General features: G+C 72.1%; 27 protein-coding genes. 14 read left to right on the top strand and 13 right to left on the bottom strand.

Annotation, left to right across the window (positions count from 1 at the left end; genetic code table 11):
* The first annotated feature begins 2 nt into the window (after positions 1-2).
* The gene (locus SRB5_RS19060; protein WP_153453581.1) at positions 3-968 is read left to right on the top strand and encodes a helix-turn-helix transcriptional regulator; all 966 of its coding nucleotides are present in this window, start codon (positions 3-5) and stop codon (positions 966-968) included.
* A gap of 287 nt (positions 969-1255) precedes the next feature.
* On the opposite strand, the gene SRB5_RS19055 is transcribed toward SRB5_RS19060, so the two are convergent.
* The 3 genes from SRB5_RS19055 to SRB5_RS19045 form a co-directional block, all read right to left on the bottom strand.
* Positions 1256-1774, bottom strand: coding sequence for a Clp protease N-terminal domain-containing protein (locus tag SRB5_RS19055; protein ID WP_153453579.1), 519 nt, complete (start codon positions 1772-1774; stop codon positions 1256-1258).
* The gene (locus SRB5_RS19050) at positions 1774-1983 is read right to left on the bottom strand and encodes a helix-turn-helix domain-containing protein (protein WP_153453577.1); all 210 of its coding nucleotides are present in this window, start codon (positions 1981-1983) and stop codon (positions 1774-1776) included. The genes SRB5_RS19055 and SRB5_RS19050 overlap by 1 nt, the downstream gene beginning before the upstream one ends.
* Before the next feature lie 81 nt (positions 1984-2064).
* Complete coding sequence (locus SRB5_RS19045; protein ID WP_153453575.1) at positions 2065-3027, bottom strand: zinc-binding dehydrogenase; 963 nt, start codon at positions 3025-3027, stop codon at positions 2065-2067.
* Positions 3028-3233: 206 nt separating this feature from the next.
* Between SRB5_RS19045 and SRB5_RS19040 the strand changes: the two genes are divergently transcribed.
* Positions 3234-3719, top strand: coding sequence for a GtrA domain-containing protein (locus tag SRB5_RS19040; RefSeq protein ID WP_194292958.1), 486 nt, complete (start codon positions 3234-3236; stop codon positions 3717-3719).
* 6 nt (positions 3720-3725) lie between these two features.
* Here SRB5_RS19040 and SRB5_RS19035 read toward each other — a convergent pair whose 3' ends face one another.
* The 3 genes from SRB5_RS19035 to SRB5_RS19025 are packed head-to-tail and all read right to left on the bottom strand — an operon-like array spanning position 3726 to position 6403.
* Positions 3726-4487, bottom strand: coding sequence for an amino acid ABC transporter ATP-binding protein (locus SRB5_RS19035; RefSeq protein ID WP_153453573.1), 762 nt, complete (start codon positions 4485-4487; stop codon positions 3726-3728).
* Positions 4484-5458 (bottom strand): amino acid ABC transporter permease, encoded by a 975-nt coding sequence (locus tag SRB5_RS19030; RefSeq protein WP_407703940.1) that lies wholly within the window; start codon positions 5456-5458, stop codon positions 4484-4486. Before SRB5_RS19030 ends, SRB5_RS19035 begins: the two co-directional genes overlap by 4 nt.
* A gap of 21 nt (positions 5459-5479) precedes the next feature.
* The gene (locus tag SRB5_RS19025) at positions 5480-6403 is read right to left on the bottom strand and encodes an ABC transporter substrate-binding protein (RefSeq protein ID WP_153453571.1); all 924 of its coding nucleotides are present in this window, start codon (positions 6401-6403) and stop codon (positions 5480-5482) included.
* Positions 6404-6965: 562 nt separating this feature from the next.
* Here SRB5_RS19025 and SRB5_RS19020 point away from each other — a divergent pair.
* Positions 6966-8171: an NAD(P)-dependent malic enzyme gene (locus SRB5_RS19020; RefSeq protein ID WP_323378141.1), complete on the top strand. Its 1206-nt coding sequence runs from the start codon at positions 6966-6968 to the stop codon at positions 8169-8171.
* A gap of 65 nt (positions 8172-8236) precedes the next feature.
* Here the strand turns inward: SRB5_RS19020 and SRB5_RS19015 are convergent, their stop codons facing one another.
* Positions 8237-9004 (bottom strand): class I SAM-dependent methyltransferase, encoded by a 768-nt coding sequence (locus SRB5_RS19015; RefSeq protein ID WP_153453569.1) that lies wholly within the window; start codon positions 9002-9004, stop codon positions 8237-8239.
* A 178-nt stretch (positions 9005-9182) separates the two neighbouring features.
* Between SRB5_RS19015 and SRB5_RS19010 the strand changes: the two genes are divergently transcribed.
* On the top strand, positions 9183-9794 hold the full coding sequence (locus tag SRB5_RS19010) for a CGNR zinc finger domain-containing protein (RefSeq protein WP_323378140.1): 612 nt from the start codon (positions 9183-9185) through the stop codon (positions 9792-9794).
* On the opposite strand, the gene sodX is transcribed toward SRB5_RS19010, so the two are convergent.
* The gene (gene sodX, locus SRB5_RS19005; RefSeq protein ID WP_153453565.1) at positions 9716-10153 is read right to left on the bottom strand and encodes a nickel-type superoxide dismutase maturation protease; all 438 of its coding nucleotides are present in this window, start codon (positions 10151-10153) and stop codon (positions 9716-9718) included. The two genes, SRB5_RS19010 and sodX, sit on opposite strands and share 79 nt — an antisense overlap.
* Before the next feature lie 143 nt (positions 10154-10296).
* Between sodX and sodN the strand changes: the two genes are divergently transcribed.
* Both sodN and SRB5_RS18995 read left to right on the top strand, forming a co-directional pair.
* On the top strand, positions 10297-10692 hold the full coding sequence (gene sodN, locus SRB5_RS19000; protein ID WP_153453563.1) for a superoxide dismutase, Ni: 396 nt from the start codon (positions 10297-10299) through the stop codon (positions 10690-10692).
* A gap of 123 nt (positions 10693-10815) precedes the next feature.
* A complete protein-coding gene (locus SRB5_RS18995; RefSeq protein WP_153453561.1) occupies positions 10816-11919 on the top strand; it encodes a winged helix DNA-binding domain-containing protein in 1104 nt (367 codons plus the stop codon).
* 25 nt (positions 11920-11944) lie between these two features.
* Here SRB5_RS18995 and SRB5_RS18990 read toward each other — a convergent pair whose 3' ends face one another.
* Positions 11945-13231, bottom strand: a complete 1287-nt coding sequence (locus SRB5_RS18990; RefSeq protein ID WP_153453559.1) for a peptidoglycan recognition protein family protein — start codon at positions 13229-13231, stop codon at positions 11945-11947.
* A 314-nt stretch (positions 13232-13545) separates the two neighbouring features.
* On the opposite strand from SRB5_RS18990, the gene SRB5_RS18985 reads away from it, so the two are divergent.
* Positions 13546-14151, top strand: coding sequence for a DUF4291 domain-containing protein (locus SRB5_RS18985; protein ID WP_153453557.1), 606 nt, complete (start codon positions 13546-13548; stop codon positions 14149-14151).
* Between the two features lie 39 nt (positions 14152-14190).
* Complete coding sequence (locus tag SRB5_RS18980; RefSeq protein WP_153453555.1) at positions 14191-15270, top strand: NAD(P)/FAD-dependent oxidoreductase; 1080 nt, start codon at positions 14191-14193, stop codon at positions 15268-15270.
* Between the two features lie 3 nt (positions 15271-15273).
* Here SRB5_RS18980 and SRB5_RS18975 read toward each other — a convergent pair whose 3' ends face one another.
* Genes SRB5_RS18975 through SRB5_RS18965 form a run of 3 tightly spaced genes read right to left on the bottom strand, consistent with a single transcriptional unit; the run spans position 15274 to position 17094 of the window.
* Entirely contained in the window at positions 15274-15741 is a 468-nt protein-coding gene (locus SRB5_RS18975; protein WP_153453553.1) for a group II truncated hemoglobin, read from the bottom strand.
* Entirely contained in the window at positions 15738-16259 is a 522-nt protein-coding gene (locus tag SRB5_RS18970) for a hypothetical protein (protein ID WP_153453551.1), read from the bottom strand. The genes SRB5_RS18975 and SRB5_RS18970 overlap by 4 nt, the downstream gene beginning before the upstream one ends.
* Positions 16260-16269: 10 nt before the next feature.
* Positions 16270-17094: a helix-turn-helix transcriptional regulator gene (locus SRB5_RS18965; RefSeq protein ID WP_153453549.1), complete on the bottom strand. Its 825-nt coding sequence runs from the start codon at positions 17092-17094 to the stop codon at positions 16270-16272.
* A gap of 119 nt (positions 17095-17213) precedes the next feature.
* On the opposite strand from SRB5_RS18965, the gene SRB5_RS18960 reads away from it, so the two are divergent.
* The 5 genes from SRB5_RS18960 to SRB5_RS18940 all read left to right on the top strand — a co-directional run bounded on the left by SRB5_RS18960 (position 17214) and on the right by SRB5_RS18940 (position 20538).
* On the top strand, positions 17214-17966 hold the full coding sequence (locus SRB5_RS18960; protein ID WP_153453547.1) for an SDR family oxidoreductase: 753 nt from the start codon (positions 17214-17216) through the stop codon (positions 17964-17966).
* 10 nt (positions 17967-17976) lie between these two features.
* Positions 17977-18117, top strand: a complete 141-nt coding sequence (locus SRB5_RS18955; RefSeq protein WP_153453545.1) for a hypothetical protein — start codon at positions 17977-17979, stop codon at positions 18115-18117.
* A 43-nt stretch (positions 18118-18160) separates the two neighbouring features.
* A complete protein-coding gene (locus SRB5_RS18950) occupies positions 18161-19255 on the top strand; it encodes a magnesium and cobalt transport protein CorA (RefSeq protein ID WP_153453543.1) in 1095 nt (364 codons plus the stop codon).
* Between the two features lie 95 nt (positions 19256-19350).
* Entirely contained in the window at positions 19351-19638 is a 288-nt protein-coding gene (locus SRB5_RS18945) for a hypothetical protein (RefSeq protein WP_153453541.1), read from the top strand.
* An 18-nt stretch (positions 19639-19656) separates the two neighbouring features.
* Positions 19657-20538 carry a 1-aminocyclopropane-1-carboxylate deaminase/D-cysteine desulfhydrase gene (locus tag SRB5_RS18940; protein ID WP_153453539.1) on the top strand — a complete coding sequence of 294 codons (882 nt, stop codon included), beginning with the start codon at positions 19657-19659 and terminating at the stop codon, positions 20536-20538.
* 1 nt (position 20539) lies between these two features.
* On the opposite strand, the gene SRB5_RS18935 is transcribed toward SRB5_RS18940, so the two are convergent.
* Entirely contained in the window at positions 20540-22126 is a 1587-nt protein-coding gene (locus tag SRB5_RS18935; protein ID WP_153453537.1) for a Na+/H+ antiporter, read from the bottom strand.
* A 23-nt stretch (positions 22127-22149) separates the two neighbouring features.
* Between SRB5_RS18935 and SRB5_RS18930 the strand changes: the two genes are divergently transcribed.
* Positions 22150-22410 carry a UBP-type zinc finger domain-containing protein gene (locus SRB5_RS18930; protein ID WP_153453535.1) on the top strand — a complete coding sequence of 87 codons (261 nt, stop codon included), beginning with the start codon at positions 22150-22152 and terminating at the stop codon, positions 22408-22410.
* Positions 22411-22507 lie beyond the last annotated feature (97 nt).

The following is a 22507-nucleotide window of genomic DNA, read 5'->3' as shown; positions in this document are numbered from 1 at the left end:
CGATGCCTCCCGTCTTTGCCCATGGCCGGCTCCGGCTCTATCTGCTCAAGCTCCTCGACGAGGCCCCCCACCACGGCTACGAGGTGATCCGCCGGCTCGAGGAACGCTTCCAGGGCCTGTACGCGCCCTCGGCCGGCACCGTCTACCCCCGGCTGGCCAAGCTGGAGGCCGAGGGGCTCGTCACCCATACGTCGGAGGGCGGGCGCAAGGTGTACGCGATCACCGACGCCGGCCGCGCCGAGCTCGCCGCCCGGCACGACGAGCTGGCGGAGCTGGAGCTGGAGATCCGCGAGTCGGTCGCCGAGCTCGCCGCCGACATCCGCGCCGACGTGAGCGGCTCCGCGCGCGATCTGCGCCGCGAGATGCGCCAGGCCGCGAAGGAGGCGCAGGCCGGTGCCCACGACGGGCACCGGGAGCGGGTGGAGAAGGAGGCCTGGCAGCAGGCCAAGGAGGAGCTGCGCAAGGCCAAGCAGGAGTGGAAGGAGCAGGTCCGGCGGGCCAAGGACGAGGCCCGGCGGGCGCGGACGGAGGCCGACGAGGCCCGGCACGCGGCCAGGGAGGCGCGGACGCAGTCGCGGGACGAGATGCAGCGGATCGCCCGTCAGATCCAGGAGCAGGTGCAGGGGCGGGCCAGGGCCGGCGACTGGCAGGGGGCGTTCCGGGAGGGGATGGCGGAGTTCACCCGCGAGATGGGGGACTTCGCGGGCCGGCTGAAGGGCTCCGGTGCCACGCCGTGGCCGTCGTACGTGAAGCCGGATCCCGCGGACCTGCCGTCGTGGGCGGAGGAGGAAGAGGTCCTGACGGATCCGGTACGGGACCTCGAGCGGCTGCTCGACCGCTTCCGCGACGACATCCGCGACACGGCGCGGGACCATGGGGTTTCCCCGGAGCAGCTCCGTGAGGCGCGGCGCCACCTCTCTACGGCTGCGGCGCATGTGACGTCCTTGCTGAAGACGCCGGGGGCGTAGGCGCCTCGCGCCGTCGGCGCCCCTGCCGCCGGCCGCCCCGCGCCTTCGGCGCGGGGGAGTTGCCCACCCACGGCCGCCCGTTGCCGGTTCCCGGGGTCACCGTCGGCCGGCGGACGTCACCGCGGTGACCCGAGCCGGCCGGGGGCGACCCCCAGGGTCGGTCACGGGCGGCTGCGGGTGGGAATCATCCCGCGCCGAAGGCGCGGGCGGCCGGCGCCGGGCGCGAAGCCCACGCCCGGGCGGCCGGCGCCGAACACGAAGCCCACGCAGGGGGGGCACCCCCCGCCTCAAGACGCCGCCCGAGGCGGGAACGCGGACTCCACCGCCGCGACGGTGACCCCGTTCGACGCGAGGACCTCCCCCGCGACGCCCGCCCCCGCCAGCAGCCCGAGCAGCAGATGCTCGGCCCCGATCCACCGGTCCCCCCGCCGCAGCGCCGTCCGCAGTGCGGCCTCCAGCGTCTTCTTGCCCTCACGCCCGAACCGCACCCGGCGCCCCCGCCGGGCACCGGACAGGGCCCCCGCCCCGTGCGCCCCCTCGATCCTCCCCACGATCTCCTCGACGTCCACGCCGATGGACGCCAGCGCCTCCGCGTCCGCCCGGGACACCCCGCCCCGCCGCCGTACGGCGTCGAGATCACGCTCCAGATCCGCCCGCCGCCCGGCGAGCAGAGGCAGGGACGAACCCGGAGCGAGCAGCGCCCGCAGCAGATGCTCCCCCGTCACCTCCCGGTCCCCCGCCTCCTCGGCGGCAACGAGGGCATCCCGGACGGCGTCCCGGGCCGTCGCCGTAAAACGCTCGAACATCACTGCCTCCCATGCTTCTTGTGCACCGCCTGCCGGCTCACGCCGAGCTCCGCGGCGATCTCCTGCCAGGACCAGCCCTGCGCCCGCGCACTGCGCACCTGCACGGCCTCGAGGCGTTCCAGCAGCTGCCGCAGCGCGACCACGGCCCGCAGCCCCACCCGGGGGTCACGGTCACCGGCGCGTTCCGCGAGATCGGTTGCCTCGGTCATACCTGTCAATCTAGATTGACAAAACCAGCCTGTCAACCGAAGTTGACAGACCGACCCGGCAACGGCGCACAGGAAGAAGAATCAGGGAGTCAGCACGACCTTCCCGAAGAGCGACCCCGACGCCATCTTCCCGAAGCCCTCCCGCGCCCGCTCCAACGGCAGCACGCTGTCCACCACCGGCCGCACCCCCTTCGCCGCACAGAAGGAGAGCAGCGACGACAGCTCGTCCCGGCTCCCCATCGTCGACCCCACGATCCTCAGCTCCAGGAAGAAGATCCGCTGCAGCTCCCCGGACGGCGGCGTGAACCCGCTGGTCGCCCCCGAGATCACCATGGTCCCGCCCGGCTTCAGCGACTTGACCGAGTGCGACCAGGTGGCCGCCCCCACGGTCTCCAGCACCGCGTCCACCCGGTGCGGCAGCCGCGCCCCCGTCTCGAACGCCCCCTCGGCGCCCAGCGCCACGGCCCGCTCCCGCTTGGCCTCGTCCCGGCTGGTCGCGAACATCCGCAGCCCCGCCGCCGCCCCCAGCACGATCGCCGCGGTGGCCACCCCGCCCCCGGCGCCCTGCACCAGCACGCTGTCCCCCGGCCGTACACCGGCGTTGGTGAACAGCATCCGGTACGCGGTCAGCCACGCCGTCGGCAGACAGGCCGCCTCCTCGAAGCTGAGCTCCTTGGGCTTGGGCAGCACGTTCCACGACGGTACGGCGACCCGCTCGGCGAACGTCCCCTGATACCGCTCGGTGAGGATCGACCGGGGCTCGCGCGGGCCGACGCCGTGGCCGGACTCGCCGATCACGGAGTGCAGGACGACCTCGTTGCCGTCGGCGTCCGTCCCGGCGGCGTCGCAGCCGAGGATCATCGGCAGCCGGTCCTCGGTGATGCCGACGCCGCGCAGCGTCCACAGGTCGTGGTGGTTGAGGGAGGCGGCCTTGACGTTGATCACCTGCCAGCCGGCGGGCGCCTCCGGTTCGGGGCGTTCTCCCAGCTCAAGGCCGTTGAGCGGCTGGTCACGGTCAATACGGGCGGCGTATGCAGCGATCATGTCCCGAAGCTACGCCGACGCCCGGCGGCCCACCAGTGAGCGCGCCCCGGAAGCGACCCACGTCACGGCCGGACCATGTCACGCCGGAGCCCCGATTTCCGGTCTTTTCAGCGGGCCCTGTCCCGCTGAAACCCCGTCGAGGCGGCGTTGAAAGCGGCCGGGCGCAGGATCCGTACATCGCGACGGTTCACGGGGAGGAGATCACGATGACTCGCACCAACGGCATCCGGCAGCACGCGGCGGCCTTCGCCCGCTTCGTCGGACTGGGCGGCGGGGTCACCCTGGTGTCCTCCGCGGCGCTCGCGGTCCTGGGCGGATGGCTGCCGTTCGCGGCGGCCAACGCGCTGATCGCCCTGGTCTCCACCGCGGCGACCACCGAGCTGCACGCCCGCCTCACCTTCGGCCACGGCCGCCCGGACCTCAGGCAGCATCTGCAGAGCGGGGCGGGCTGCGGTATCGGCTGGCTGGCGACCACCGCGGCCGTCGCGGCCCTGCACGCCCTGCGCGCGGACGCGGGGGTGGTCCTGGAGCAGACCGTCTATCTGTCGGCGACCGGCCTGGTGGGTCTGGGCCGGTACGTGTTCCTGCGGCTGGCGGTGTTCACCGAGCACCGCCCCGCCGCCGGGCCGGTGGCCCTGAACGCACCGCGGGGCGGCGCGAGCCGTTGCGACTCGTACCGCCCCGCGGCCTGAGAAACCTCAGAGGACCTTCGACAGGAACGCCTGCGTACGGGCGTGCTGCGGGTTCGTCAGCACCTCCCGCGGATGACCGGACTCGACGACCACGCCACCGTCCATGAAGACCAGCGAATCGCCGACCTCACGGGCGAAGCCCATCTCGTGCGTGACGACGATCATCGTCATCCCGGACTCCGCGAGGTCCCGCATCACGTCCAGCACCTCGCCGACGAGCTCCGGGTCGAGCGCCGAGGTGGGCTCGTCGAAGAGCATCAGCTTGGGCTCCATCGCCAGCGCCCGGGCGATGGCGACGCGCTGCTGCTGGCCGCCGGAGAGCTGGGTGGGGTAGTTCTTGGCCTTGTCGGCCAGCCCCACCCGCTCCAGCAGGGTCATCGCCCGGTCCCGGGCGGCGGACCTGCTCTCGCCCTTGACCTGGACGGGCGCCTCCATGACGTTCCCGAGGGCCGTCATGTGGGGGAAGAGGTTGAAGCGCTGGAACACCATGCCGATGTCCTTGCGCTGCGCCGCGACCTCCTTCTCCTTCAGCTCGTAGAGCTTGTCGCCCTTCTGCCGGTAGCCGACCAGATGACCGTCGACGTAGAGCCGGCCGGCGTTGATCTGCTCCAGGTGGTTGATGCACCGCAGGAAGGTGGACTTGCCGGAGCCGGACGGGCCGACCAGACAGAACACCTCACGGGGGGCGACCTCGAGGTCGATGCCCTTGAGCACCTCCACGGCGCCGAAGGACTTGTGGACGCCCTCGGCCTTCACCATCGCCGTCATGACGTCTCCCTCGTTCCGGCCAGACGCGGCCCGCGGCTCAGGGCCGCCCGGACCTTCTGCCACGGGGTGGGCGGCAGGTTCCGTACCGAGCCCTTCGCGTAATGGCGCTCGATGTAGAACTGGATCACGCTGAACACGCTGGTCAGGAAGAGGTACCAGATCGCGGCGACGAAGAGCATCTCCATCACGTTCAGCTCGGTCGCCGAGATCTGCCGGCCGACGTACGTGACCTCGGCGAACGTGATCACCGAGGCGAGCGACGAGGTCTTCAGCATGTTGATGAACTCGTTGCCGGTCGGCGGCACGATCACCCGCATGGCCTGCGGCAGGATGACGCGGCGCATCGTCCTGCCCGGGCTCATGCCCAGGGCGTGCGCGGCCTCGGTCTGCCCCTCGTCCACGGACTGGACACCGCCGCGGACGATCTCCGCCATGTACGCGGCCTCGTTCAGCGCCAGACCCAGCAGCGCCGCCATGAACGGCGTCATGAACTCGGTCATCTCGTTCTTGTAGAACGGACCGAGGTTCAGGATGGGGAAGATCAGGGCGAGGTTGTACCAGAGCAGCAGCTGCAGCAGCACCGGGGTGCCGCGGAAGAGCCAGATGTAGAGGTTCGCGAAGACCGAGGTGACCGGGTTCTTCGACAGCTTCATCACGGCGAGCAGCACACCGAGCAGCACGCCGATCACCATGGACAGCACGGTGATCAGCAGGGTGTTCCCGACACCCTTCATGATGCGGTCGTTGAACAGGTACTCGGGGATGTCACCCCACTCCACCTGCGCGTCCGCGAACGCCATGCCGAGCAGCACCAGCAGGGCGATCACCAGCAGACCGCTGACCCAGCGTCCGGGGTGCCGGACCGGGATCGCCTTGATGGCCTCCGGGCGGACCGGAGCGGTGTCGGTCTTGGAGAGCCGGGGCCCGGCCGAGTTGTCGTCGGCCGGGCCCGGTGAGTTCTTTTCGGTCACAGGAAATACTTTCCGGACGTGTTACTCGGCGCCGCCGTTGACGACAGCCTTCTCGACGGCACCCTGGGCGACGTTCCACTTCTCGAGGACCTTGGCGTACTCGCCGTTGGCGATGATCGCGTCCATGGCCTTGGCTATCGCGTCACGCAGCTGCGTGTTGTCCTTCGTCACGGCGATGCCGTACGGGCCCTCGCCGACCTGGTCGCCGACGACCTCAAAGTCCTTGCCGTCGCCGGACTTCTGCGCGTTGTACGCGGCGACCGGGAAGTCGTTCAGGTCGGCGACCGCGCGGCCCTGCTTGACCTGGAGCAGCGCCTCGGGGTCGGTGTCGAAGGTCAGGGTCTTGATCTTCTTGCCGGCCGGGCACTTCTCGTTCGCGGCCTTGGCCACGTCGGCGGACACGGTGCCGCGCTGGAAGGCGATCGTCTTGCCGCAGAGGTCCTCGACGGACTTGATGCCCTCGGGGTTGCCCTTCTTGGCCAGGATCGAGACACCGGCGCTGAAGTAGTCGACGAAGTCGACCTTCGCCTGGCGCTCCTTGGTGTCGCTCATCGCCGACATGATCACGTCGTGCCGGCCGGTCTCCAGCGACGGGATCAGGTTGTCGAAGACACCGTTCTCGAACTTGAACGAGACGCCCAGCTCCTTGCCGAGGGCCGCGGCCACGTCGACGTCGACGCCGACCGGCTTGCCGGCCTCGTCGAACTCCATCGGCGCGTACGCGATGTCGGAGCCGACCTTGATGACGCCCGCCTTCTTGACGTTCGCCGGCAGGTCGTACTTGGAGGCCGCGGCGGAGTCCTTCTTGCCGGTGTCCTCGCTCTGCGCGTCGTCCGTCTGGTCCCCGCAGGCCGACAGGACGAGTGCGCCCGCAGCCGCGATTGCCCCGACGGCTGCCAGACGTCCCCTGGCGGCGGTCGTGCGACGGGTGGTGCTTGCGGTCATGCTGGTTCCTCCTGCGGAAATGAGGGGGGTGCCCCTTGCGACGCCCACCACACGAGTGAGTGGTCGGGCCCCAGTCTGATGGACGGCATCCTCGCATCCGGAGCGGCCACTTCAGCCTCGCCCCCGTATCAAAATCCGATAACGGGTGATACGCGGAATGCTCCACTCCCGCTTCGTTGCGGGGCGGTACGGCCACCACGGACGGGCACGTGAGACCTAGATCACGGACGTTGTCCGCGTGTTCGTAACATTACGACATTCGACGCTTTATGGGTAGATTCTTCTGATGTGATTCAAACCGCGACCGTTACCCCTTCCCAGCGGGGCAGGGGGTGTGTGACGGACCCGTAGTCGGATCCGGGTCGCCTCTGTACTGATCTTGCGGTAGAACAGACCCTTACACCCCGCATCCGGGGCAGGGCGCGTGTGCGGCGCGCCCGCGCGTCCGACCAGACCGGGCTTCAAGCCGAACCCCAAGGCCCGAGCGGACGCTGTGCCCGCCCCACCTCCGCAACCAGGAGGTGGACACTCTCGACAGAATTGTGACTAAGGGGTCAACACAGTGGCAGCGGAGATCGTCAACCCTCCCAGTGATACCGACGCGGCGCAGGACGAGTTCTTCGATCCGGCGTTCGCCCTCCACCGCGGCGGCAAGATGGCCGTCCAGTCCACGGTCCCCGTGCGGGACGCGGACGACCTGTCCCTCGCGTACACGCCGGGCGTCGCCAAGGTCTGCAGCGCGATCGCGGAGCAGCCCGAGCTGGTGCACGACTACACCTGGAAGTCGCAGGTCGTGGCCGTGGTCACCGACGGCAGCGCGGTCCTCGGCCTCGGGGACATCGGACCCGAGGCGTCCCTCCCGGTGATGGAGGGCAAGGCCATCCTGTTCAAGCAGTTCGGCGGGGTCGACGCGGTGCCGATCGCGCTCGACTGCCGCGAGGTCGACGAGATCGTGGAGACGGTGGTGCGGCTGGCCCCGTCGTTCGGCGGGGTGAACCTGGAGGACATCTCCGCGCCGCGCTGCTTCGAGATCGAGCGCAAGCTGCAGGAGCGCCTCGACATGCCGGTCTTCCACGACGACCAGCACGGTACGGCCGTGGTCACCCTGGCCGCCCTGCGCAACGCGGCGAAGCTCACCGGCCGCGGGCTGTCCGAGCTGCGCGCGGTGATCTCGGGCGCGGGCGCGGCCGGCGCGGCGATCGCGAAGATCCTGCTGTCGGCCGGTATCGGCGACGTCGCGCTGTCGGACCGCAAGGGCATCGTCTCGGCGGACCGCGAGGACCTGAACCCGGCGAAGCGGGAGCTGGCCGGGCTGACGAACAAGGCGGGGCTGACCGGCTCCCTGGAGTCGGCGATGGCCGGCGCGGACGTCTTCATCGGCGTCTCGGGCGGCACCGTGCCGGAGCAGGCCGTGGCGTCGATGGCGCCGGGCGCGTTCGTCTTCGCGATGGCCAACCCGACCCCGGAGATCCACCCGGACGTCGCGCACCGGTACGCCGCCGTGGTGGCCACCGGTCGCTCGGACTACCCGAACCAGATCAACAACGTGCTGGCCTTCCCCGGCATCTTCGCCGGCGCGCTCCAGGTCCGCGCGTCGCGGATCACGGAGGGCATGAAGCTGGCGGCGGCGACGGCCCTGGCGGACGTCGTCGCGGACGAGCTGGCGGCGGACAAGGTCATCCCGTCCCCGTTCGACGAGCGCGTCGCGCCCGCCGTGACGGCGGCCGTGGCGGCGGCGGCCCGCGCCGAGGGCGTCGCCCGGCGCTGACGCGTCCCGCGAGCAGCAGCGACCGCCGTGGGGTCCCCGCGGCGGTCGCTTCGCGTGTACGGGCCTCAGCGCAGCCCCAGCACCATGCCGTCCGTGGGCGAGGCCCACACCTGCCGCGCCTCGGCGAAGCCCACGGCCCGCAGGGTCTCCGCGTGCCAGACGGCCGTCTGGAACCGGTCGGAGAAGTGGTCCTTGCCCCCGGAGGGGTCGTTCGGGTCCCCGAAGATCGCGAACCGCTCCCGCGCCGCCTCCCCCAGCACCGGATCGGCGGCGACGTCCGCCCACCACTGGGCCCAGGTCTGCGCGCCCTCGGACCCCCGCCCCTCCCGGTACGCCCGCTCGGCGGCGTTCAGCCGGGGCGTGGCGGGGTCCGGCATGTGATCGGCGTTCATGAACACGCCCCCGGGCCGTACGACCTCCGCCAGCCGCCCGTACAGCGCGGCCAGGTCCTCCGTCCGCAGCCAGTGCAGCGCGGTCGCCGTCAGCACCGCGTCGTACTCGGCGAACGGCAGCTTCTCCCGCCACCCGGGGTCCCGCAGGTCCGCGGCGACGAAGCGGACCCGCTCGTCCCCCTCGTACGTCCCGCGCGCGATCGTCAGCAGCGCCGGGTCCAGATCGACGCCGGTGACCCGCGCCGACGGCAGCCGCGCGAGCGTCCGCCCGGTGATGGACCCGGTCCCGCACGCCAGGTCCAGCACCCGGGGCGCGGGGCCCACGACGGCCTCGACCAGATCGAGCATCACCCGGAACCGCTCCTCACGGTCCGGGAGGTAACCCTCCTGCTGCCGGTCCCAGCTCTCCTGCCACCGTGTCCACGTTCTGGTCTCACCCATTGCGAACCCTCTCCCGCGTGCTGCTTTTCCCGGGGGACGACCCCCGGACCCCAGCCGGACAGGCAGGCCGGGGTGACCCCGCAGATATCGCGAAGCGGCCGGAAGTAATACCCTGGGTCGAAGATCGGTCATTACTGCTCGTACGCCGACCCTAGACCGCCCTTCGTAAGGACTGCAAGTGGAACTGGCCTATTACTCGGATCTCGCCGTGCGCCTGGTCAACACGGAGGAGCCGGCCCGGGGCACCGACACCCTCACCACGCTCGACGCGGTCCGCGAGCTCTTCGGCCCCAGCCTGCTCGCCGCCCGCCGTGCCACGGACGCCGACATCGGGCGCCTGCGCGCCGTACGGGCCCGGCTGCGCGCCGTCTTCGAGGCGGCGAGCGAGGGGGACGAGTTCCGCGCGGTGGACCTGCTCAACGCGCTGCTGATGGAGTATCCGGCCAGCCCCCAGATCTCCGGACACGACTTCCGCGACGAGGACGGCCGGCCCCAGTGGCACCTGCACCTCGCGGAGACCCCGGCCAACGCCGCCTCCGGCTACACCGCCAGCGCCTGTATGGGCCTGGCCGTCCATCTCACCGACCACGGCGTGGAGCGCCTGGGCATCTGCCAGGCGGCGCCCTGCCAGAACGCCTACCTGGACACCTCGACGAACCGCTCCCGCCGCTACTGCTCCGACCGCTGCGCCACCCGCGCCAACGTGGCGGCCTACCGCGCCCGCAAGCGTCTGGAGAGCGGCCGCACCGCCACCGCCGCCCAGGACACGGCCGAGCGCAGCGTGCGCTGAGCCGCGACGTCCGCCGGCGGCCGCAGCCGCAGCAGCGCCCGGGCCAGCACGAACTCCTCCGGTACGGCGCCGAAGTCCCGGCTGTCGTTGGCGAAGGCCGCCAGGGTGTTGTCGCTCAGCACCCACCAGCCGCCGTCCCGCCGCCCCACCGCGCGCTTCACGATGAGCAGATCCTGCTGCAGGGGATGGCGCAGCAGCACGACGTCACCCGGACGGACCCGCGCCCCGTAACGGACCACCAGGGTGTCCCCGGAGTTCACGGTCGGCGCCATGGAGGGACCGGTCACCTCGCACAGCGCGAGCCTGCGCAGCCCACGCCGCTCCAGCTCCCGCTCACGCTCGCCCGTCGGCTGCGGCATCGTCCTCGACCTCCCCGGTCAATCCTCCACCCAGTACAAGCGTCGCACCGGACTTTTGGCGTAAGCCGCCGGGGGCACCCGGCGCATTGGCATCCCCACGGAGTAGTGTCCCGTCTTAATAAGGATCACGAGGAAGGACGTGTATGTTCTCTCGACTGTTCGGCCCGAAGGTGAAGGCCAGCGCCCACTGCGATCTCCCCTGCGGCGTGTACGACCCGGCGCAGGCCCGTATCGAGGCCGAGTCGGTCAAGGCCGTCCAGGAGAAGATGGCCGCGAACGACGACCCGCACTTCCAGGCCCGTGCCACGGTCATCAAGGAGCAGCGGGCCGAGCTCGCCAAGCACCACGTGTCGGTCCTGTGGAGCGACTACTTCAAGCCCCCGCACTTCGAGAAGTACCCGGAGCTGCACCAGCTGGTGAACGACGCCCTGAAGGCGCTCAGCGCCGCGAAGGCGTCGACGGACCCGGCGACGGGCCAGAAGGCGCTGGACTACATCGCGCAGATCGACAAGATCTTCTGGGAGACCAAGCAGGGCTGACCCCCTCGCCGTCTTCTCCGAAGGGCCCGCCGGCCAGGTAGCGGCGGGCCCTTCGGCATTCGTACGGTCCGCGCCCGGCAAAGCGGCCAGGATGGGTCCGTCGAAGATCCGGAAGGGTGAGGCATGGACGTACTGAGCACGCGGGCGCTGAACCGGGCGACGCTGCACCGGCAGTGGCTGACGGAGCGGCACGCCGCCGGGCCGGTCGAGGCGGCGGCCCATCTGGTGGGGCTGCAGGCGCAGTCCGGGGACGCGCCGTACTACCAGCTGCACAGCCGCCTCGCCGGTTTCACGACGGGGGATCTGTCGGCGGCGCTCACCTCCCGCGAGGTCGCGCGGCTGGTGCTGATGCGCGGGACGATCCATCTGGTCGCGGCGCGGGACGCGGTGCCGATGCGGGCGGTGGTGCAGCCGTTCCTGAACACCGTGCTGTTCAACAGCACCGCCGGGCAGACCCTGGTCGGCATCGACACCGGGGCCGTCGCCGCCGCCGCGCGGGACCTGCTGGCGGACGGGCCGCTGCCCGGCGACGAGCTGGGGGCGCGGCTGGCGGAGCGGTGGCCGCAGTACACGGCGGGGGCGCTGGTGTATCTGGCGCGGTGCGTGCTGCCGCTGGTGCAGGTGCCGCCGCGCGGGGTGTGGGGCGAGGGGGGCGGGCTGGTGTACGCGCTGGCGGAGCAGTGGCTGGACGTGCCGCCCGGCACGGACGGTCTGGACGAGCTCGTGCTGCGTTATCTGGCCGCCTTCGGGCCCGCGACGGTCGTGGACGCGCAGAAGTGGTCGTCGCTGGCCGTCAAGGGGCTGCGGGAGGCGTTCGAGCGGCTGCGGCCGAAGCTGGTGACGTACCGCGGCGAGGACGGACGCGAGCTGTTCGACGTCGCCGGTACGGAGCTGCCCGACGCGGATCTGGAGGTCCCGCCGCTGCTGCTCGGCCCGTTCGACAACATCCTGCTGTCGTACGCCGACCGCACCCGGATCATCGCAAAGGACGACGTCAAGGCGGTCTTCACCAAGAACGGCATCGTCCGCGGCACCCTCGTCCTCGACGGCTTCGTCGCCGGCGTGTGGAAACCGGCGCTCACCCGCCGCCGGGCCGTCCTCGAGTGCACGCCGCTGCGGAGCCTGACCCGGCGGGAGAAGGCGGGGCTGGAGGAGCGCGGCGAGGAGCTGCTGGCCTTCGCGGCGCCCGGTGCCGGGCACCGCGAGGTGGTCTTCGGGGAGGGCTGACCGGGGCCGGCCCTCCCCGTACCGCTTACGGGGCGGTGGTGACCGCCTGGTCCACCGGGACCTCCTCGAACTGCGTCGCCGGCGCGTCGGCCGCGACGACACCCTCCGCGGGCACCACGGGCTCCGGCAGCACCGAGGCGTCCGGAAGCTCGGCCTCCAGCCCGGCCTGGCCCTTCAGCCCGCGGAAGTTCTCCTCCACGACGCCGCCGAGGACGGCGCACCAGGTGCTGAGGTCCATCGTCCCGGTGACCCGGATCCCGTGCAGGGCCTGCATCTTGGCGACGGCGACCCAGGTGCGGCGGTCGTAGGTGCCGCTCGCCGTCACGTCGTACAGCTTGCTCGCCAGCATCGACTGCAGCGCGAGGACCGTGTCACCGGTGTCGCCCATGCCGATCTCGGGGGCGATGGCCTCCCAGGTGAGGCCGTTCATCGTGCCGTCGGAGGCGGTGGGGAAGCCGTGCGCGCGCTGGAAGGTGAGCACGGTGTTCAGCGTCATCGGGCCGAAGGCGCCGTCCGCCGCGATGTTGAAGCCCTGCGCCCGGAAGAGGTATTGCATCGTCCGGACGGTGGCGCCGGCGCAGGAGGTGAAGGTGTCCGGCCAGGTGCGGGCGGCGATCGTCCGCGGGTCCTGGCCGAGGGACTTGGCGACGTGCAGCCGCAGGTTGGGGAAGGTCGAGTAGAACGCGGCGCCGGGGCACTGGGTGTTGTTCCAGTCCCAGTGGCCGGTGATGTGCTGCGCGCCGAATTTGTACTGGGTGCAGATCGTGGTGCACAGGTCGACGAGCGACTGCCAGAGCTTGCCCGTGGGCAGCTCGTCGATGTACGTGCCCTCGTTCTCGATGCCGATCGACTGGGTGTTCTGGCCGGTCGCGTGGGCGCTGACGATCTGGTAGCCGCCGTCGCGCAGCGCGTCCAGGCTGCCGTGGCGGCCCTCCAGCACATGGCCGCCGCGGCTGATGCTGAAGTGGTTACCGGTGTCGGACCAGCCGTTGATGTCCATGTGGATGTACTGGACGCGCTCGGCGCAGGCGATGGCGGCGGCGAGGGAGAAGTCCATGGTGTTCTCGAACGCCATGTGGTGCACGACGATCCGCCGCGTCGTCCCCACCCGCCGGTCCAGCGACCCGGCCGGCGGCCGCGCGCCCCACCCGTCGCAGCTGATGATCTCCGAGGTGTCGGACGGATCGTACGGCGCGGCCGCGGCACCGGTCGCGGTGACCAGCTCCCCCGCCCCCAGACCGAGAGCGGCGGCGGCGCCGGCTCCGGCGCGCACGGCATTGCGTCGGGTGATGTAAATGGGCTCGAAGGACATGGGTGTTCCTCTCCGCGGCTGACCTGACCATGCGTGCCTCACCCGCCGCGTCACACTGCTTTTCGTACGCCGCAGGCGTTCTCTTCTAACCCAGCGATCGGCTCAAAGTCCAGAGTTCCGGGCGAGGTTGGCGATACGCCGCAGGACTAATCCAGTGGCGCTCCGGTACTGGTCAGCGGGATGCCGCAGTTCTTGGCACGGTGTTTCGCGCCGGATACGGTCGGCGCGGGACCGCCGCGCCGCGCTGGTCCGCTTGCGTCGCAGGCCTAATCCGGTGGTGTTCCGGTACCGGCCAGGGGGATGATCCCGGCCTGATGGAAATACCGGAGAGACAGATACGAGCCGTGTGGACCGCGTCGACGGTGACGGTCCATCAGGCGTACCGCCCGGAGATCGGCGTCCCCGCCGCGGCCTCCGGCCGCTTCGGCGCGGGATTCAAGCGGGACCGGATGACGTGGATCAAGCCCTCGTTCCTGTGGATGGCGTACCGGTCGGACTGGGCCCGGGCGGAGGGTCAGGAGACGGTCCTGGCGGTGACGCTCACCCGGGAGGGGTTCGACTGGGCGCTGTCGCAGGCGGCGTTGAGCAGCTACAGCCGCGGGCTGCACGAGTCCCGTGACGCCTGGAAGAGGGACCTGCGCCGCTCCTGCACCCGTGTCCAGTGGGACCCGGAACGCGATCTGCGGCTGCGCCCGCTGCCGCACCGGTCACTGCAACTCGGCCTGAGCGGGGAGGCGGTGCGGCGGTACGTGGACGAATGGACGGTGGCCATCGAGGACGTCACCCCGCTGGTCCGGCGCGTGCACGACGCCGTGGGCCGGGGCGATCTCGCGGGGGCCGGGGCGCTGTTGCCGGTGGAGCGGCCGTATCCGATGCCGGCGGAGGCCGGGGAGCGGCTGGGCGTTGCCGACGGGGTGTGACGGATCCATGCTGGAGGGCGAGTCCGGGAGGGGGCGTTCATGCGGGTCGCTGTGATCGGTGCGGGGATTCTCGGGGCCTGCGTGGGGTGGAATCTGGCGCGGCGTGGGGCCGGGGTCGTGTTCCTTGACGCGGGGCGGCCGGGTGAGGGGGTCACGGACTGGTCGTTCGCGTGGGTCAACGCCAGTAACAAGACCGTGCGCAGGTCGTACTTCGACCTGAACGTCGCGGGCATGGCGGCGTACCGCGCGCTGGCGGAGGCCGTGGGGCCGGACGGGTGGTGGTATCCCGACGGCCATCTGCGGTGGGCCGGGGATCCTGACGCGGAGGCGAAGCTGCTGGGGACGGGTGAGCTGCTGGTCCGGTGGGGATACCGGGTCGAGGAGTTCACGGGCGCCGAGGTGCGCCGCCGGCTCGAGCCCGCCGTCGCGGTGCCGGACGGGGCGCGGGTGCTTTACTACCCCGACGAGGCGTGGGTGCACGGGCGGCGGCTCGTCGGGCGTCTGGTCGAGTCGGCCGCCGGCGCCGAGCACCGCTGGGACACCGCGGTCGACGGCATCGACGGCAGGACCCTGACCCTGTCGGACGGCACCCGTCTGACCGCCGACGCGATCGTGAACGCCGCGGGCCCCCACGCCTCCCGTATCGCCGCCCTCGTCGCCCGCGGCCTCCCGATGCGCCGCGAGCCGGGCCTCGTCACCCGGCTCACGTGCACCCGGGTCCCGGTCAACCGCGCCCTGCACGCCCCCCGTATCGAGATCCGCCCCGACGGCGACGCATCGGTGGCCCTCCACAGCCGCGAGATCGACGCCCGCCTCGACCGCGAGGACCCGGCAGACCTCCCCCGCCACCTCCACGAGCTGGCCCGCGCCGTCGTCCCGCCCCTGGCGGACGCCCGCATCACCGGATCCCGCACATCCAACCGCCCCATCCCGTCCGACGGCTTCCCGTCCGTGGGAGCCATGCCCACGGTCCCCGGCTACTACGAGGCGGTCACCCACAGCGGCATCACCCTCGGCCCCGTACTCGGCCGGCTGCTCGCCGAGGAGATCCTGGACGGCACGCGGGCGGACCTGCTGGGAGACTTCCGCCCGGAGCGGTTCACGGCCTCCGCCCGCTGACCCTCACGCCCCCGGCGGCGGCACCCAGGGCGGTGTCTGCCCCCAGTCCCACGCCGGCATCGGGCCCTCCGTGGGCGGGGCGTCGTCGCCCGAGTAGACGATCGCCATCCGGGTGCCCCACTCGATGTAGTACGCGAACACCGCGCGGAACTCCGGGTCCGCCGCCAGGCCCACCTCGTCCGCCGCGTCCATCAGCAGGGACACCCAGCGGCGGCGCTGCTCCTGGGTGATGTGCCGGCCGAGGTGGTGGCGGGCCATGCCGTCGTGGCCGCCGTGGTCCGCCGAGTACGTACGGGGGCCGCCGAAGACCTCCGCGAGGAACAGGGCGACGTGGTGGGGGTGTTCGGCGGGGGCCGCGGCGAAGACCGGGGCCAGGAGGGGGTCCTTGTGGACCTCGCGGTAGAAGGCCGTCGTGAGGCGGTCGAAGGCCTCCGCGCCCCCGGCCCAGTCGTAGATGCTCGGCGTCGTCAAGCGTCCGGTCCCCTCTCCCGTACCCGCCGGACCTGCTCCAGCGAGTCCTGCAGCTCCGTCAGCCAGCTGTCGGCGTTCCGCTCCACCAGCCGTACGCACCAGGCCAGCGCCTCACTGCGGCTGCGGGCGACACCGCCCGCGATGAGCGTGTCCAGCACCTGGCGCTGCGGCTGCCGCAGCCGCGTCATCACCGGCGCGGCGACGTTGGTGAACACCACCCGCGCCGGCCCGCACTCCACGCCCCACGACACCGTGCGGCCGTAGCGCTCCTCGGCCCGTCGGGCCACGTCCATCCGCTCGCCCCGGGTCCGCTCGCGGAACTCGTCGATGCGCGCCCCGAGGGCGGCCTCGCGCTCCGCGTCGGACACCTCCCCGGCGAGCTGCGGCTCGGGGATCCGGCCGACGACCGTGATCTCCTCGCGGTCCACGGTGATGTCCAGCGGCGGCTCGTAGAGCCCGTCGGGCAGCCGCCCGGCGAACCAGCCGCGGAGTTCTTCGTGCTCTTCGGCTGTAAGCATGTAATCGAGATTACGTCGCCACGGTCGCGGGGGGAAGCACTTCGGCGAGCTTCCCCTCCGTCGCCGACCCCCGCGCCGCCGTGTACGCGACCAGCAGCAGGTCGGGGTCCCCGGGCAGCGTCAGCGTCTCGTACCCGAACTCCAGCTCGCCCAGCACCGGATGCCGCAGCAGCTTGCGCCCGTGCGCCTTCTCCCGCACGTCGTGCGCCGCCCACAGTCGCCGGAAGTCCGCGTCCGCCGCGGACAGCTCCCCGACCAGCGCCTCCGTCTCCGCGTCCCCCGGATGCCGCCCCGCGTCCAGCCGCAGATACCCCACCGCCTCCCGCGCCACGGTCTCCCACTCGGGGTACAGCTCCCGGGCCCCGGGCGCCCGGAACGTGTGCCGGACGACGGTCCCGTACACCGGCACCCAGGAGGCGAACCCGTTGACGGCGTCACCCGCCCCGTTCCACGCCACGACCTCCATCCGCCGCCCCAGCACGAACGCGGGTGTCCCCAGGGAGTCCAGCAGCGCCCGCAGCCCGGGCCGGACGTCCGGCCCCTCGGCCGGGAACCGCCGGGCGCGCCCCGGCCGGGCCAGGTCGTACAGGTGCTCCCGCTCGACGGCGTCCAGCCGCAGCACCCGCGCCACCGCGTCCAGCACGGCGTCCGACACGCTGGGCCCGCGCCCCTGTTCGAGGCGGATGTAGTAGTCGACGCTGACCCCCGCCAACTGCGCCACCTCCTCGCGCCGCAGCCCGGGCACGCGCCGCCGGCCGTATGCGGGCAGCCCCACGTCGTCGGGCCGGATCCGGGCGCGCCGGGAGCGCAGGAAGCCGCCGAGATCGTCGCTCATACGGCCCGAGCCTACGGTGGTACCGCCGGACCCAGGAAAAGCCCTGCCCTGGGTAAGCCCAGCGACCCGGCGCAGTGTTGGGCCCGTCGGACACCACGAGCCCGAGGAGCACACCCCGCATGACGTACGACACCCTCTCCGCCCGCACCGCCCTGGTCACCGGCGCCGCCAGCGGGATGGGCGCCGCCACCGCCGCCCTGCTCGCAGCGCACGGCGCCCGCGTCGCCCTGCTGGCCCGCCGCGAGGACCGGCTCACCGAACTCGCCGGGAGAATCGGCGGCCGGGCGCTGCCCGTCACGGCGGACGTCACCGACGACGAGTCCGTCGCCGCCGCGGTCCGCCGGATCCACGACACGTACGGCCGGATCGACCTGGCCGTCAACAGCGCCGGCGTCATGCTGCCGAACCCGGTGACGGACGGCCGCCAGGACGAATGGACGCGCATGCTCGACACCAACGTCTCCGGCACCCTGCGCGTCGTCCGCGCCGTCACCCCGGACCTCCTGTCCGCGGCGGCGGACGGCGGCCCGGCGGACCTGGTCAACATCTCCTCGATCGGCGCCCACACCGTCTTCCCCGCGTACGCGGTCTACAGCGCGACGAAGGCGGCCGTCACCCAGCTCTCCGCCTCCCTGCGCGCGGAACTCGGCCCGCGCAACGTCCGCGTCACGAACATCGAGCCGGGCCTGACGGCCACCGAGCTGGGCGACCACATCGACAACGACGGCCTCACCGCCCAGCTCGGCGGCATGTTCGAGACCCTCGACGCCCTGACCGCCGAGGACGTCGCGGACCTCGTCGCGTACACCACCAGCCGCCCCCGCCGGGTGAACCTGCGCCAGACGGTGATCCTGCCGACGGGACAGGCCTGACGCCGGCCGCTTGACCTCACCGAACGTACCGAAGCCGCGGCCGGGGCCCGGCGAGGCCGGGGTGGTGACGGCCGCCGTCGCCGCGCGGGCGCACGCGGTGATCGAGGCGCGCACCGCGATCGGGAAGATCTTGCTCCGCCCCGCCGCCTGACACCAGACTGGGCGCAACGCCAACAGCTGACCGGGGGACGCACTTGTTTGTCGTACGCCGCACGTTCCGCACCGTCGTCAGGCTGCCGGGCCGGCGCCGGCCCGTGGACCTCAGCCATCCCGTGCGCTCGCCCCTGGGCAGCTCGGTGGAGAACTGCGTCGTGTACCTCGACGGCCACCGGCTGCCCGGTGACCCCACCCCGCAGGAGGCGGTGCATTTCGTACGGGCCAGGGGCGCGGGGTTCGTCTGGATCGGGCTGCACGAGCCCGACGCAGCCGAGATCGCCCCGGTCGCCAAGCTCTTCGGCCTGCACCCGCTGGCCGTCGAGGCCGCCCTGCACCGCGCCCCCCGGCCGCGGCTGGACGTGTTCGGGGACATGGCCCTGGCGGTGTTCAAGCCCGTGTCGTACGCCGACCACGACGTGCTGACGTCGAGCTGCGAGGTGGTCGAGAGCGGCGAGATCACCGTGCTGACCGGGCCGGACTACATCATCACCGTCCGGCACGGGCAGCACGGCACCCTCGGCCCCGTCCGCGAGTCCCTGGAGCGGCAACCGGAGCAGCTGGCGCACGGACCGTCCGCCGTCCTGCACGCCGTCGCCGACCAGGTGGTCAACGACTGCCTGACCGTCACGGACGCGATCCTCACCGACATCGACACGGTGGAGGCGGACGTCTTCGGCGAGGGCAACGGACGCGCGGACGCCGCCCGCGTCTACCACCTCAAACGCGAACTGCTCGAGCTCAAGCGCTCCGTCGCCCCGCTGGCCCGCCCGCTGCAGCTGCTCGCGGAGCGGCCGCTGCCGGCGGTCGACCCGGCGATCCGCCCGTACTTCCGCGACGTCGCCGACCACCAGGCGCGGGTGACCGACCAGATCAACGGCTTCGACGAGCTGCTCAACTCGATACTCCAGGCCAATATCGCCCGGGTGACCATGGCCCAGAACGAGGACATGCGGAAGATCTCCGCCTGGGTCGCCGTCCTCGCGGTGCCGACGATGGTGTGCGGGATGTACGGCATGAACTTCGACCACATGCCGGAGCTCCGCTGGACGTACGGCTATCCGGCGGTGGTCGCCGTCACGGCGGTGATCTGCTTCGTCCTGCACCGCGCCTTCCGCCGCCGCGGCTGGCTCTGACGCCCGATCGGCCCCCGACCCGTTGCTCCTCCTCCACCCCCCGGGATACTGGACATCAGTCTCATTACGCCACTAAGTACCCCCGGAGGCACCTCATGTCCAGCTTTTTCGACAAGGCCAAGGCGCAGGCCCAGAACGCCCTGAACCAGGGCAAGGAGAAGCTGGACGAGGTCCAGGCGAGCCGTGAGGGCAGCGACAAGCTCCGCAAGCTCGGCGTCGCGTACTTCAACTCCTCCCGCGGCCGCGGCAACGAGCAGGCCCTCCAGGAAGCCCTGGACGCCGTCCGCGACCACGTCCGGATGCACGGCGAGGACTTCCTCACCAAGGCCGAGTCGGCCAGTGGCGGCTTCCCCTCCCGGGGCGGCCACAAGCACGCCGCCTGACCGTCGTACGCTGCCGGGATGGACCTCGGCGCGCTGCACCCCCGGCTGCCGTCGCCGCTGGTGGAGTGCCCGGACGACCGCTTCACCCGGCGCGGGCTGCGGCTGCTGCTCAAGCGCGACGACCTGATCCACCCGCGGCTGCCGGGCAACAAGTGGCGCAAGCTCGTCCCCAACCTCGAGGCCGCCGGCGCCGCGGGCCACCGCACGCTGCTGACGTTCGGCGGCGCGTACTCCAACCATCTGCGCGCCACGGCCGCCGCCGGCCGGCTGCTCGGCCTGGACACCATCGGCGTGGTCCGCGGCGCCGAGCTCGCGGACCGGCCGCTGAACCCGTCCCTCGCGCGGGCGGCGGCGGACGGGATGCGGCTGCACTTCGTCGAACGCGGCACGTACCGCCGCCGCGCGGAGCCCGCGTACCTGGCGGAGCTCCACGACCGCTTCGGGGACTTCTACGCCGTCCCCGAGGGCGGCAGCAACGCCGCGGCGGTACGGGGCTGCGCCGGGCTGGGCCGCGAGCTGCGGGGCGCCGCCGGCGTGGCGGCCGTCGCCTGCGGTACGGGCGGCACCCTGGCCGGGCTGGCGGCGGGCCTGGGGCCGGGGCAGCGGGCGATCGGCTTCCCGGTGCTGCGCGGCGGGTTCCTGGGCGGGGAGGCCGAACGGCTCCAGCGCGAGGCGTTCGGCGCGCGCAGGGGCGACTGGACGACCGACGACCGCTTCCACTGCGGGGGATACGCCCGTACGACCCCGGAGCTCGACGACTTCGCCGCGGACTTCGGGGCACGCCACGGGCTCGCGCCCGACCGGATCTACGTCGCCAAGATGCTCCTGGGCCTGACAACCCTGGCCCAGGAGGGCGCGTTCCCCCCGGGCACGACCCTCGCGGCCGTCGTCACCGGCTGACTCACTCCGCCGCCTCCCGGTACGCCGCCGCCTCCTCCAGATCCAGCCGCCGCAGCAGCGTCCGCAGCATCTCGTCGTCGATCCGCCGCGCGTCCCGCAGCTCCACGAACACCGCCCGCTCGGCGTCGATGACCTCCCCGGCGAGCCGCCGGTACGTCTCGTCCGCGCTCTCCCCGGTGGCCTCGTTGACCCCGCCGAGACGCTCCCACACGGCGTTGCGCCGCCGCTCCAGCACGGCGCGCAGCCGGTCCTCCAGGGGCCCCGGCAGCCGGTTGACGGGATCGTGGAGCAGATGCTCCAGCCGGTTCAGCGCGGCCCGCGAGGCGTCGTTCTGCGCCTGCGCCTCGGCGAGGGTCTCGGCCTGCGCGTCGCGCCCGGGCAGCTTCAGCAGCCGGATCAGCGGCGGCAGCGTCAGTCCCTGGCCGACGAGGGTGCCGATGACGGTCGTGAAGGTGAGGAAGAGGACCAGATTGCGGGCCGGGAAGTCGCCGCCGCGCACGGTGAGCGGGATCGAGAACGCGACGGCCAGCGACACCACCCCGCGCATCCCGGCCCAGGAGATGACGAACGGCACCGGCCAGGGGATGTCCTCGCGCATCTTCTGCCGCACCAGCCCCGGCAGATACGTCGCCGGATAGACCCAGACGAACCGCATCACCACCACGGCGGCCAGCACGGCGACCGCGTACCACAGCGCCTCCCCGACCCCGTACGGACCGAGGCCCTCCACGACGACCCGCAGCTGCAGCCCGATCAGCGCGAAGACGACGGACTCCAGCACGAAGCCGACCATCTTCCACACCGCCTCCTCCTGCAGCCGGGTCGCGAAGTCCACCTGCCACGACCGGTGCCCGAGATACAGCCCGACCACGACGACGGCCAGCACCCCGGAGGCGTGCAGCTCCTCGGCCAGGGCGTACGCGAAGAACGGGATGAGCAGCGACAGGGTGTTCTGCAGCAGCGGCTCCGTCAGCCGCACCCGCAGCCAGTGCAGCGGCACCATCAGCGCCAGCCCCACCCCGACCCCGCCGAGCGCGGCGAGCGCGAACTCCCCCAGCCCCCCGGCCCAGCTGGCGCCCTCCCCCACCGCGGCGGCCAGCGCCACCTTGTACGCGGTGATCGCGGTGGCGTCGTTGACCAGCGACTCGCCCTGCAGGATGGTCGTGATCCGCGACGGCAGCCCGACCCGCCGGGCGATCGCGGTCGCCGCCACGGCGTCCGGCGGCGCGACCACCGCGCCGAGCACCAGCGCGGCCGTCAGCGGCAGCCCGGGGACCACGGCGTACGCGATCAGCCCGACGGCGGCCGTCGCGAACAGCACGTAGCCGACGCTGAGCGCCATCACCGCACGCATGTTCGCCCGCAGATCGAGGTACGAGCTGTCGAGCGCCGCGGTGTGCAGCAGCGGCGGCAGCACGAGCGGCAGCACGACGTGCGGGTCGAGTCCGTACCCGGGAATCCCCGGTACGTAGGAGGCGGCCAGTCCCGCCGTGACGAGCAGCAGCGGCGCGGGCACGGGGGTGCGCCGGGCGAGGCCCGCCACCACGGCGCTGCCGGCCACCAGCATGAGCATGGGGAACGCGTTCATCGCCAACGATCTAACCTGGCCGCATGACCGAATGCCTACATGTGTCCGAACTTCCGGCCGTGGAAGTGTCGCCGTTGAGCGAGACCTGTCTGGAATGTCTGGCGGCCGGCACCCAGCCCGTGCATCTGCGGCTGTGCCTGGTCTGCGGTCATGTCGGCTGCTGCGACTCCTCCCCGCTGCGGCACGCCACCGCCCACTTCCACGAGTCCGGGCACGCGGTGATGCGCAGCTTCGAGGCGGGCGAGGACTGGCGCTGGTGCTTCGTCGACCAGTTGCTGGTCTGAGGTCCGATACGTACGCGCTGACCTGCGGCAAGTCGACACATCGATCAGTCGACGGGTCCGAACAAGCCACTCGGCCGCCCGGGGCCTACGCTGGGAC

Source organism: Streptomyces smaragdinus, from assembly GCF_009604385.1.
In the GTDB taxonomy this organism is placed as follows: Bacteria; Actinomycetota; Actinomycetes; order Streptomycetales; family Streptomycetaceae; genus Streptomyces; species Streptomyces smaragdinus.
The sequence above is the reverse complement of the archived record's forward strand: the minus strand, read 5'-3'. Positions and strand labels throughout refer to the sequence as shown.

Bases quoted from the DNA above. Each gene is read 5' to 3' on its own strand.
- SRB5_RS19015 (WP_153453569.1), bottom strand. From the start codon at position 9,004: ATGGGTGAGACCAGAACGTGGACACGGTGGCAGGAGAGCTGGGACCGG.
- SRB5_RS18930 (WP_153453535.1), top strand. From the start codon at position 22,150: ATGACCGAATGCCTACATGTGTCCGAACTTCCGGCCGTGGAAGTGTCG.
- SRB5_RS18995 (WP_153453561.1), top strand. From the start codon at position 10,816: ATGGACGTACTGAGCACGCGGGCGCTGAACCGGGCGACGCTGCACCGG.
- sodX (WP_153453565.1), bottom strand. From the start codon at position 10,153: ATGCCGCAGCCGACGGGCGAGCGTGAGCGGGAGCTGGAGCGGCGTGGG.
- SRB5_RS18990 (WP_153453559.1), bottom strand. From the start codon at position 13,231: ATGTCCTTCGAGCCCATTTACATCACCCGACGCAATGCCGTGCGCGCC.
- SRB5_RS18965 (WP_153453549.1), bottom strand. From the start codon at position 17,094: ATGAGCGACGATCTCGGCGGCTTCCTGCGCTCCCGGCGCGCCCGGATC.
- SRB5_RS18960 (WP_153453547.1), top strand. From the start codon at position 17,214: ATGACGTACGACACCCTCTCCGCCCGCACCGCCCTGGTCACCGGCGCC.
- SRB5_RS19025 (WP_153453571.1), bottom strand. From the start codon at position 6,403: ATGACCGCAAGCACCACCCGTCGCACGACCGCCGCCAGGGGACGTCTG.
- SRB5_RS18945 (WP_153453541.1), top strand. From the start codon at position 19,351: ATGTCCAGCTTTTTCGACAAGGCCAAGGCGCAGGCCCAGAACGCCCTG.
- SRB5_RS19060 (WP_153453581.1), top strand. From the start codon at position 3: ATGCCTCCCGTCTTTGCCCATGGCCGGCTCCGGCTCTATCTGCTCAAG.
- SRB5_RS19035 (WP_153453573.1), bottom strand. From the start codon at position 4,487: ATGACGGCGATGGTGAAGGCCGAGGGCGTCCACAAGTCCTTCGGCGCC.
- SRB5_RS19055 (WP_153453579.1), bottom strand. From the start codon at position 1,774: ATGTTCGAGCGTTTTACGGCGACGGCCCGGGACGCCGTCCGGGATGCC.
- SRB5_RS18970 (WP_153453551.1), bottom strand. From the start codon at position 16,259: ATGCTTACAGCCGAAGAGCACGAAGAACTCCGCGGCTGGTTCGCCGGG.
- SRB5_RS18985 (WP_153453557.1), top strand. From the start codon at position 13,546: ATGGAAATACCGGAGAGACAGATACGAGCCGTGTGGACCGCGTCGACG.
- SRB5_RS19040 (WP_194292958.1), top strand. From the start codon at position 3,234: ATGACTCGCACCAACGGCATCCGGCAGCACGCGGCGGCCTTCGCCCGC.
- SRB5_RS18940 (WP_153453539.1), top strand. From the start codon at position 19,657: ATGGACCTCGGCGCGCTGCACCCCCGGCTGCCGTCGCCGCTGGTGGAG.
- SRB5_RS18980 (WP_153453555.1), top strand. From the start codon at position 14,191: ATGCGGGTCGCTGTGATCGGTGCGGGGATTCTCGGGGCCTGCGTGGGG.
- SRB5_RS19045 (WP_153453575.1), bottom strand. From the start codon at position 3,027: ATGATCGCTGCATACGCCGCCCGTATTGACCGTGACCAGCCGCTCAAC.
- SRB5_RS19050 (WP_153453577.1), bottom strand. From the start codon at position 1,983: ATGACCGAGGCAACCGATCTCGCGGAACGCGCCGGTGACCGTGACCCC.
- SRB5_RS18935 (WP_153453537.1), bottom strand. From the start codon at position 22,126: ATGAACGCGTTCCCCATGCTCATGCTGGTGGCCGGCAGCGCCGTGGTG.
- sodN (WP_153453563.1), top strand. From the start codon at position 10,297: ATGTTCTCTCGACTGTTCGGCCCGAAGGTGAAGGCCAGCGCCCACTGC.